Annotated in this window: 7 protein-coding genes; 6 read left to right on the forward strand and 1 reads right to left on the reverse strand. The window is 46.3% G+C overall.

Annotation, left to right across the window (positions count from 1 at the left end):
• Positions 1-74 precede the first annotated feature (74 nt).
• From A3761_RS22820 to phoU, 4 genes are all read left to right on the forward strand, one after another.
• Positions 75-2,366, forward strand: a complete 2,292-nt coding sequence (locus tag A3761_RS22820; RefSeq protein WP_369808261.1) for an ABC transporter permease subunit — start codon at positions 75-77, stop codon at positions 2,364-2,366.
• Between the two features lie 11 nt (positions 2,367-2,377).
• Positions 2,378-4,042 carry a phosphate ABC transporter permease PstA gene (gene pstA / locus A3761_RS22825; RefSeq protein ID WP_197469946.1) on the forward strand — a complete coding sequence of 555 codons (1,665 nt, stop codon included), beginning with the start codon at positions 2,378-2,380 and terminating at the stop codon, positions 4,040-4,042.
• Between the two features lie 72 nt (positions 4,043-4,114).
• A complete protein-coding gene (pstB, locus tag A3761_RS22830; protein ID WP_068514420.1) occupies positions 4,115-4,987 on the forward strand; it encodes a phosphate ABC transporter ATP-binding protein PstB in 873 nt (290 codons plus the stop codon).
• A gap of 69 nt (positions 4,988-5,056) precedes the next feature.
• Positions 5,057-5,779 (forward strand): phosphate signaling complex protein PhoU, encoded by a 723-nt coding sequence (gene phoU / locus A3761_RS22835; RefSeq protein ID WP_304438889.1) that lies wholly within the window; start codon positions 5,057-5,059, stop codon positions 5,777-5,779.
• Positions 5,780-5,839: 60 nt separating this feature from the next.
• Here phoU and A3761_RS22840 read toward each other — a convergent pair whose 3' ends face one another.
• Complete coding sequence (locus A3761_RS22840) at positions 5,840-6,706, reverse strand: YicC/YloC family endoribonuclease (RefSeq protein ID WP_068514428.1); 867 nt, start codon at positions 6,704-6,706, stop codon at positions 5,840-5,842.
• Positions 6,707-6,857: 151 nt separating this feature from the next.
• Between A3761_RS22840 and rph the strand changes: the two genes are divergently transcribed.
• Positions 6,858-7,574, forward strand: a complete 717-nt coding sequence (rph, locus tag A3761_RS22845; RefSeq protein ID WP_068553802.1) for a ribonuclease PH — start codon at positions 6,858-6,860, stop codon at positions 7,572-7,574.
• Positions 7,575-7,833: 259 nt separating this feature from the next.
• On the forward strand, positions 7,834-8,357 hold a 524-nt coding region (locus tag A3761_RS22850), incomplete at its 3' end, for a hypothetical protein (RefSeq protein ID WP_156492048.1).

Genomic DNA, 8,357 nt, shown 5'->3' on the forward strand with positions numbered 1-8,357 from the left:
TGATGAGGAGATTTTTACTTTATAATACGCGCACTTTTTACACGCTAAATCTTATTCGCAAAGATAATCTGGACATGACGACTATGAATAAAGCTGCTGTATCTGAGCCACCTAAGCTCGACTTTGATAGCCCTAAACTCGTACGCTACCGTAAGATTAGGAAGATCAAAGACCAGGTTGCAAGCACCTCTATTGGCATGGGAGGAGGCAGTGTCATCTTGGCGATCACGCTGATTTTCTTCTATCTGCTTTATGAAGTTATGCCATTGTTCGAGTCGGCTGAAATTGAGGCCGTCAGTGAATACCAAGTTCCAGCAGCAGACTCAGGCACAACGCTATACTACGCCATGGAAGAGCAAGCTGAAAAAGCCCTTCGTGTGACGGATCAGGGCAATATTATCTTCTTCAATACGCAAGACGGCAGCGTTGTCAGTAATCAGCGCCTACCCATCCCTGAAGGCGTTAGTGTCACAAGCGTCAGTGCTGCAGAGCCCGCCAGTCGCACTATTTTGGCAGGTTTGAGTAATGGCCAAATTATTATCGTTAAGCACAGCTACAAGATCACCTATCCAAACGATAAGCGCCTTATTACGCCTTATATCGAGTTTCCCTTTGGCGAAGAGCCAATGGATATGGACGAATCAGGGCACCCAATTACATTTGTCTCATTATCATTAACTGAAGACGCCATTTTGATCGTTGGCGCGAATGATCAAAGTGAACTGTTCTCAACTCGCTTCTCAAAAGAAGAAAACTTCATGACCGGTGAGGTAATGCTTGAAGCAGAGCCTGTTAGCATGCCGACATTGAATAGTGAACCAAAGTTCGTCATCGCTGAACCCGGTATGCGCTGGGTTTTTGTAGCATCGGAAAAAGACATCAACATCTTCGACCTGGCCGATAACGAACAGGCGACCATTAACGGCACCGTTCATTTGCCCGAGAACAGAGACATTATCGGCATGGAACTTTTACTTGGCGGTTCCTCTATATTGGTGACTGAGTCCGGCGGGATTGTTTCTCAATGGTTTATGGTTCGTGACGACAACAACCACTACTCATTACAGCGAATTCGTGACTTCTCAATTGATGAAGATTCTACGGCAGAAATCACATCAATCGCCATTGAACACCGCCGAAAAGGCTTTGCCTCGGTAGATGATAGCGGCACCATTTCTTTGTTCAACACGACTGCTCACAGCACAACATTAGAGAAGAAAGTAAGCGACGCCGCCATCACACATGCCAGCATCGCACCTCGCGCTAACTATGTATTAGTCGAAAATGAGCAAGGTCAGATTAGCTTCTGGCACATTGACAACGAACACCCTGAAATTTCTTTCTCAGCCCTATGGCAAGAAGTTTGGTACGAAGGGTACCAAGAGCCAGAGTACGTTTGGCAGTCTTCAGCCTCTAACAACGACTTTGAACCAAAGTACAGCCTGTCGCCACTTGCCTTTGGTACATTAAAAGCAGCATTTTACGCTATGCTAGTCGCGACGCCACTTGCTATCTGCGGCGCGCTATATACGGCTTACTTCATGGCACCCGCACTGCGTCGTAAAGTGAAGCCTTCGATAGAACTTATGGAAGCACTACCGACGGTTATCCTCGGTTTCTTGGCAGGTCTGTTTTTCGCGCCATTCATGGAAGATCACTTACCAGGCATCTTTGCTTGGCTCTTGATTACCCCGCTCTCTTTACTTGCGTTTGGCTTCATTTGGGTGAACTTACCCGACCGAATTAGACACGCCGTACCGGAAGGCTGGGACCCCGTGCTGTTAATTCCGGTTATCTTGTTAGCCTCGTGGTTCAGTATCGAAATTAGCCCGGTATTGGAAGTCGCCTTCTTTGGCGGCGATATGCGGTCTTGGTTGACCAATGAAATGGGCATCGATTTTGACCAGCGTAACGCCTTAGTCGTGGGCGCCGCGATGGGCTTTGCCGTCATTCCTACTATCTTCTCGATTACTGAAGATGCGATTTTCAGTGTACCGAAGCATTTGAGCTATGGCTCTCTGGCATTGGGTGCTACCCAGTGGCAAACCATGACTCGCGTCATTCTTCCTACGGCAAGCCCGGGTATCTTCTCTGCTGTAATGATCGGTATGGGTCGTGCAGTTGGTGAAACCATGATCGTATTGATGGCAACGGGTAACACGCCAATCATGGATGTGAATATTTTTGAAGGCATGAGAACCTTGTCTGCCAACATCGCAGTTGAAATGCCAGAATCCGAAGTCGGCAGTACACACTACCGTATCTTGTTCCTGGCAGCCTTTGTATTGTTCCTCTTTACCTTTGTTGTTAACACCTTTGCTGAATGGGTTCGTCAGAGCCTTCGTTCTAAGTACAGCGTAATTTAAGGATTAAAATCATGAGAGTACCTTTAAAGAAATGGTTTAAAGACGGCGATCCTTGGGTTTGGTTAAACGCTGGCGCGGTCGCAATCAGCTTGGTGATGGTCTTTAGCCTGTTAATCCTGATCGCTTCACGTGGTTTAGTGCACTTCTGGGCACATGATGTCGTCGAGGCTGATGTAGAAAACCGAAATGGCGGTACCTATAAAATCATGGGTGAGCTGGTCGAAACAGAAAGTGTTTCTGCTGTTCAGCTGAGAGAGGCTGGTTACAAGGTTCCTCAAGGCGTCGAGTTTATGGATCGTCACCTGCTTAAAATGGGTAACCGGGATGTAACGGGCAGTGACTTCCGCTGGGTATTGGATGCCTCCTTAAGTAATCGTCATTACCCTGAAGATATTATCGCAATGGAACGTCGCGAATGGGGTAACTTCTACGGCTACCTTAAAGATGTAAAAGAAAGCGGCCAGGTTGTCGCCTCTGGAAATGGCGCATGGGATGAACTGAGCAAGCGTATCGAACGTGCATTGAGCATTCATGATGAGATCTATACGATCGAAAAGGCCGAGATCGGCAGCATCAACAGCCAAATCGAGCGTTTACGCCTAAAAGAGCGCTCTTATGAGCTAAACAATGAGCTAACAGCTCAGCGTCAATTAGCGCTTAAAGAAGAACGCGCAGCGCTCGATAATCAATACAAAGGGCTGCAATCACGCCTGAGTGATTTATACACGCAAATCAATCGTGACAGTCTCGTCGCAACAACAGCGGATGGCCAAGAGCGAGAAATCGAGATAGCCCACGTTGTTCGCGCATTCCAGCCTAACAAAATGTCGCTGGCTGAGAAGATCTCCTTCTATATTGAGAAGCTAGTTGAGTTTGTTAGCGATGACCCGCGTGAAGCCAACACAGAAGGCGGTATCTTCCCCGCTATTTACGGTACGGTTTTGATGGTAATCGTCATGTCTATCATGGTGACACCACTAGGCGTTATCGCCGCTGTTTACTTGCGTGAATATGCACACCAGGGTGCAATTACCCGAATTATCCGAATCGCGGTTAACAACCTCGCCGGTGTTCCCTCTATCGTATACGGTGTATTTGGCCTGGGCTTCTTTATTTACTTCCTGGGCTCAGGTATTGATCAGGCCTTCTTCCCTGAGGCATTACCCGCGCCGACGCTAGGTACCGGTGGTTTGTTATGGGCTTCAGTCACGCTAGCGATCCTGACATTGCCAGTGGTTATTGTAGCGACTGAAGAAGGCTTATCACGTATTCCAAGATCCATTCGTGAAGGTAGCCTGGCCTTGGGCGCAACCAAAGCTGAAACACTCTGGCGTGTCGTACTACCTATGGCAAGCCCTGCAATGATGACCGGTGTTATTCTTGCGATTGCTCGTGCAGCGGGTGAAGTTGCGCCATTGATGCTGGTAGGTGTGGTTAAGCTAGCGCCTTCATTACCGCTAGATGGCAACTACCCTTATCTGCATTTGGACCAGAAGTTTATGCACTTAGGCTTCCATATCTACGATGTTGGCTTCCAGAGCCCTAACGTCGAAGCGGCACGACCACTTGTTTACGCAACCTCGCTATTATTGGTTATCGTTATTGCAATGCTAAACCTAAGCGCAGTCGCGATTCGTAACAAGCTACGTGAGAAGTACAAAGCATTAGAAGTTTAACTAGCGCCTGAAATGGTTTGAGTTTTAATAATTATTGAGTTAACTGGATAGACACCAGAAAGAGATATGACTATGCAAAATGATACAAATGATTCGACGACACAAGCAGGCGCACAAACCGAAACTAAGACGCACGCTATCGATATCAGTTCACTACAGCGTAAGTCTGCAGCTCTAAAGCTGGAAGACGAAAAAATTGCACTAACCGTTGACGATTTACGCTTATGCTACGGTGAAAAAGAGGCCCTTCACGGCGTAAATATGCAGATCCCACAGAACCGAGTAACGGCTTTTATCGGCCCATCGGGTTGTGGTAAATCGACATTATTGCGTTGCTTCAATCGCATGAACGATTTGGTTGATGGCTGTAGCATCACCGGTAAAATCATGCACGAAGGTAAAGATATCTACCAACGTAAAGTCGAAGTGGCTGAACTTCGTCGCCGCATTGGTATGGTATTCCAGAAGCCAAACCCTTTCCCAAAGAGCATCTATGAAAACGTCGCTTATGGCCTGCGTATTCAAGGAATCAACAAAAAGCGTATTCTAGATGAAACAGTAGAATGGTCTCTACGTTCTGCAGCACTTTGGGATGAAGTTAAAGATCGTCTTGATGATAGCGCATTGGGTCTATCCGGTGGTCAGCAACAACGTTTGGTGATCGCACGAACCGTTGCTGTTAAACCAGATGTATTACTGCTTGATGAACCCGCTTCAGCCTTGGACCCATTGTCTACGCTGAAAATTGAAGAACTGATTCACCAGCTAAAAGATGACTATACTATCGTTATCGTAACCCACAATATGCAGCAGGCTGCTCGTGTATCTGACTACACGGCGTTTATGTATATGGGCGACTTGATCGAATTTGGCAACACTGATGAGCTGTTTACCAACCCACGTAACAAGCAGACTGAAGACTATATAACCGGTCGTTACGGTTAGGTTTAGGACTATATCAACTCGCTACATGACACTATGCTGCATTAACGGATAAAAGAGGCAAATATGAGTATTACAACAAACGACGGCCACACTCAGCACATTTCCCAGCAATTCAATCAGGATTTATCTGAGTTGCGTAACCAGTTGCTAAATATGGGCGGTATCGTACAGCGTCAAGTATCTGATGCAGTAGAAGCTCTTATCACCAACAATAGCGAACTCGCCGATACGGTCCGTAACAAAGACCAAGAAGTTGACGCAATGGAGTTACTGATCGACGAAGACTGTACCCAGTTGATTGCACGACGTCAGCCGGCAGCGAGTGACCTTCGCTTAGTCATTTCTATCATCAAAATGGTTGCAGATATCGAACGCATTGGTGATGAAGCCAGTAAGATTGCCAAAATGGCAATCCGCCTGACTGAAGAGGGCAAAGCACCTCGCGGCTACGTCGAAATTCGCCACATCAGCGATCATGTTGGTCAAATGGTCAATGGTGCACTCGATGCCTTTGCACGTTTCGATATCGATATGGCACTGGATATTATGAAAGAAGACCATGCTGTCGATGCCGAGTACAAGTCAGCGGTTCGCTCACTGATGACCTTCATGATGGAAGACCCTCGCAGTATCTCCCAGATTCACAGCGTTATGTGGGTACTACGTGCCTTGGAACGTATCGGTGACCATGCGTGTAATCTGGCTGAGCACGTGATCTACATCGTAAAAGGTAAAGATGTGCGTCATATGCCGATTAAGCAAGCTGAGCAGCTTGTTGAGTCTTCCAAGTAGTTAGTTCAAAAGAGTGCCCTAGGCTTTGCCTTGGCACTCTCTGTTTTTGCAAGTAGCGCTCTACTCTACATTCTGTACTTGCTCGCGCATCTGCTCGATCAAAACTTTCAACTCTACCGCCGCTTTTGTGGTGTCTGTTACGATAGACTTAGATGACAAGGTATTGGCTTCTCGGTTTAACTCCTGCATAAGGAAATCAAGACGTCGCCCCACCGGCTCCTTTTTCTTCAGTACACTTCGTACTTCAACTACATGAGCATCTAAACGATCAAGCTCTTCAGCCACATCAGTTTTCTGCGCTAGCAAAACCATCTCTTGTTCAAGGCGTTCATTGTCCATTTGTACAGAAGCTTCTTCGAAGCGCTTCTTCACTAATTCGCTTTGCTTTTTAAGAATATCTGGCAACCAGGCGCGCACTTCTTTAACGATATTTTCAATAGCGACTAAACGCTCTTCAAACAGAGGCTCTAGCTGAGTGCCTTCACGTTGACGGTTTTCCAATAATATTTTTAAGCAGGCCTCAAAGGACTCATTGGCTTGTGCCAACAGTTGCTGGCGGTCACCTGACTCATTATCAATCACGCCAGGCCATTGAAGCACCGAGATCGCATCAACCGGTGCGACGTCATCAAATAACTCATTTACCGAACGGCAGGCTTCACTTAACTGAGCGAGCACTTCAGCATTCACCTTCAAGCCATCAGCTTTACGGTTACTGGGCTGCCACTTTAAGGAACAGTCTAGCTTGCCCCGAGATAAGTACTTACGCATCAAGGATCTGAGTTTAGGTTCCGCTTCACGAAACATATCCGGTATTTTTAAGTGAGGCTCGAGATAACGATGATTGACCGTTCTTAGCTCCCACGTTAATACACCTTGTTCACTTTCAAGTTCTAAACGTGCAAATCCTGTCATGCTTTTCAGCATTGGTACTTCCCCACTTAGCTCAGTTACGTATGTTCAAATTGATTTACGAATTCTACTCGCTAGGCACTTAGAAACCCACCTTTAAAGTGATAAACTTGCCGGCAAATTTTCCCGGTACCCCTTTATTTAATTCCCCAATAGGAAGAACTTTATGAGACCAAGCGAACGCCAACCAGATCAAGCACGCGAGATTAAAATCACCCGAAACTACACAAAACATGCTGAAGGCTCTGTCCTGGTTGAGTTTGGCGACACCAAAGTTATCTGTACTGCCTCAATAGACGAAAAGGTACCCCGCTTCCTAAAAGGTGAAGGACAAGGTTGGTTAACCGCTGAATATGGCATGCTGCCTCGCTCTACCGGTTCACGTATGATCCGTGAAGCAGCAAAGGGTAAACAAACAGGTCGTACCGTCGAAATTCAGCGTCTAATCGGTCGCTCATTACGCGCCGCTGTTGATATGAAAGCACTCGGCGAACGCACCATTCAAATCGATTGCGATGTTATCCAGGCAGATGGAGGTACTCGTACAGCGTCTATCTCTGGGGGCTGCGTGGCACTCATGGACGCTCTTCAAGGCTTGGTAGATGCAGGAAAACTGAAAGAAATCCCGCTAAAGCAAAAGATTGCGGCGATTTCTGTAGGCATCTACAAAGGTACACCCGTTCTCGACTTGGACTACCCGGAAGACTCAGAAGCAGAAACTGATATGAACGTGATCATGACAGACAAAGGCGGCTTTATCGAGATTCAGGGCACTGCTGAAGGTGAAGCGTTTGAAGAGTCCGAATTTAATGCCATGTTAGCACTAGCGAAGAAAGGCATTAACGAGATATTTGAATTACAAGAAGCTTCTCGAAACTCGTAGAGAAAGCCTAGAATAAAAAAAGGGATGGTAGCAAAACCATCCCTTTTTTTATTCTGATCATCTAGTTACATGATAAGTATAAGTGATATTGATCCCCTCATTCGTTTCAAATCTAATATCCGTCCATCCTCTAATAACAAGATTGGTGAGTGTTTATCACTAAATATATTGGCAGGTCAGTAGACTGGTAATCATTATAATGTTGATATATTCTGCACCAATGCTGTCACACTTTTATATTCTGACAAGGAAATTAGCAATGCAACTGAAGCAACTGACATCCCTACTCTTCATCTTCAGCCTGACACCTCTTAGCCACGCTGATGCCTTTGCCGAAATGGAAGCTGACTCAAGCAGAGAAGCTAGCACTTATGCTGAGCTTGATGCGGAAACAGGAAGCTGCCTCACAGAGTTACGTGAGAACAACCAGCGAGCAACGAAAATGTTAGCTGTACTAAAAAAGAAGAAGAGTAAGATCGCCAAGCTGGAAGGTAAAGTCGAGAGCCTGACGGCTAAGCTGATTGATCGCTCTGGGCCAAAGGCTTGTGATACCTCCGCGCTAAACCAACGTATTTCCATACTGCAAAACCAAAACGCTCAACTTAATGCCGAACTAACGACACTTAGAAGTACTCAAGCTGGCAATGCGAATCAGACGCAACAGGCTTTACTAACTGCACAGCGCGAGAACCTTGCACTTAAGCAACAAATGGCAGAATTGCAAAATAAACTGATGCTTGCAGGCTCCAAATCAAATACGGTCGTTCAAACTGTTACGGCTAA

This window comes from Oleiphilus sp. HI0123 (genome assembly GCF_001635315.1).

Coding starts and splice junctions, on each gene's coding strand:
- A3761_RS22820 (WP_369808261.1), top strand. CDS start 75: ATGACGACTATGAATAAAGCTGCTGTATCTGAGCCACCTAAGCTCGAC.
- pstA (WP_197469946.1), top strand. CDS start 2,378: ATGAGAGTACCTTTAAAGAAATGGTTTAAAGACGGCGATCCTTGGGTT.
- pstB (WP_068514420.1), top strand. CDS start 4,115: ATGCAAAATGATACAAATGATTCGACGACACAAGCAGGCGCACAAACC.
- A3761_RS22840 (WP_068514428.1), bottom strand. CDS start 6,706: ATGCTGAAAAGCATGACAGGATTTGCACGTTTAGAACTTGAAAGTGAA.
- rph (WP_068553802.1), top strand. CDS start 6,858: ATGAGACCAAGCGAACGCCAACCAGATCAAGCACGCGAGATTAAAATC.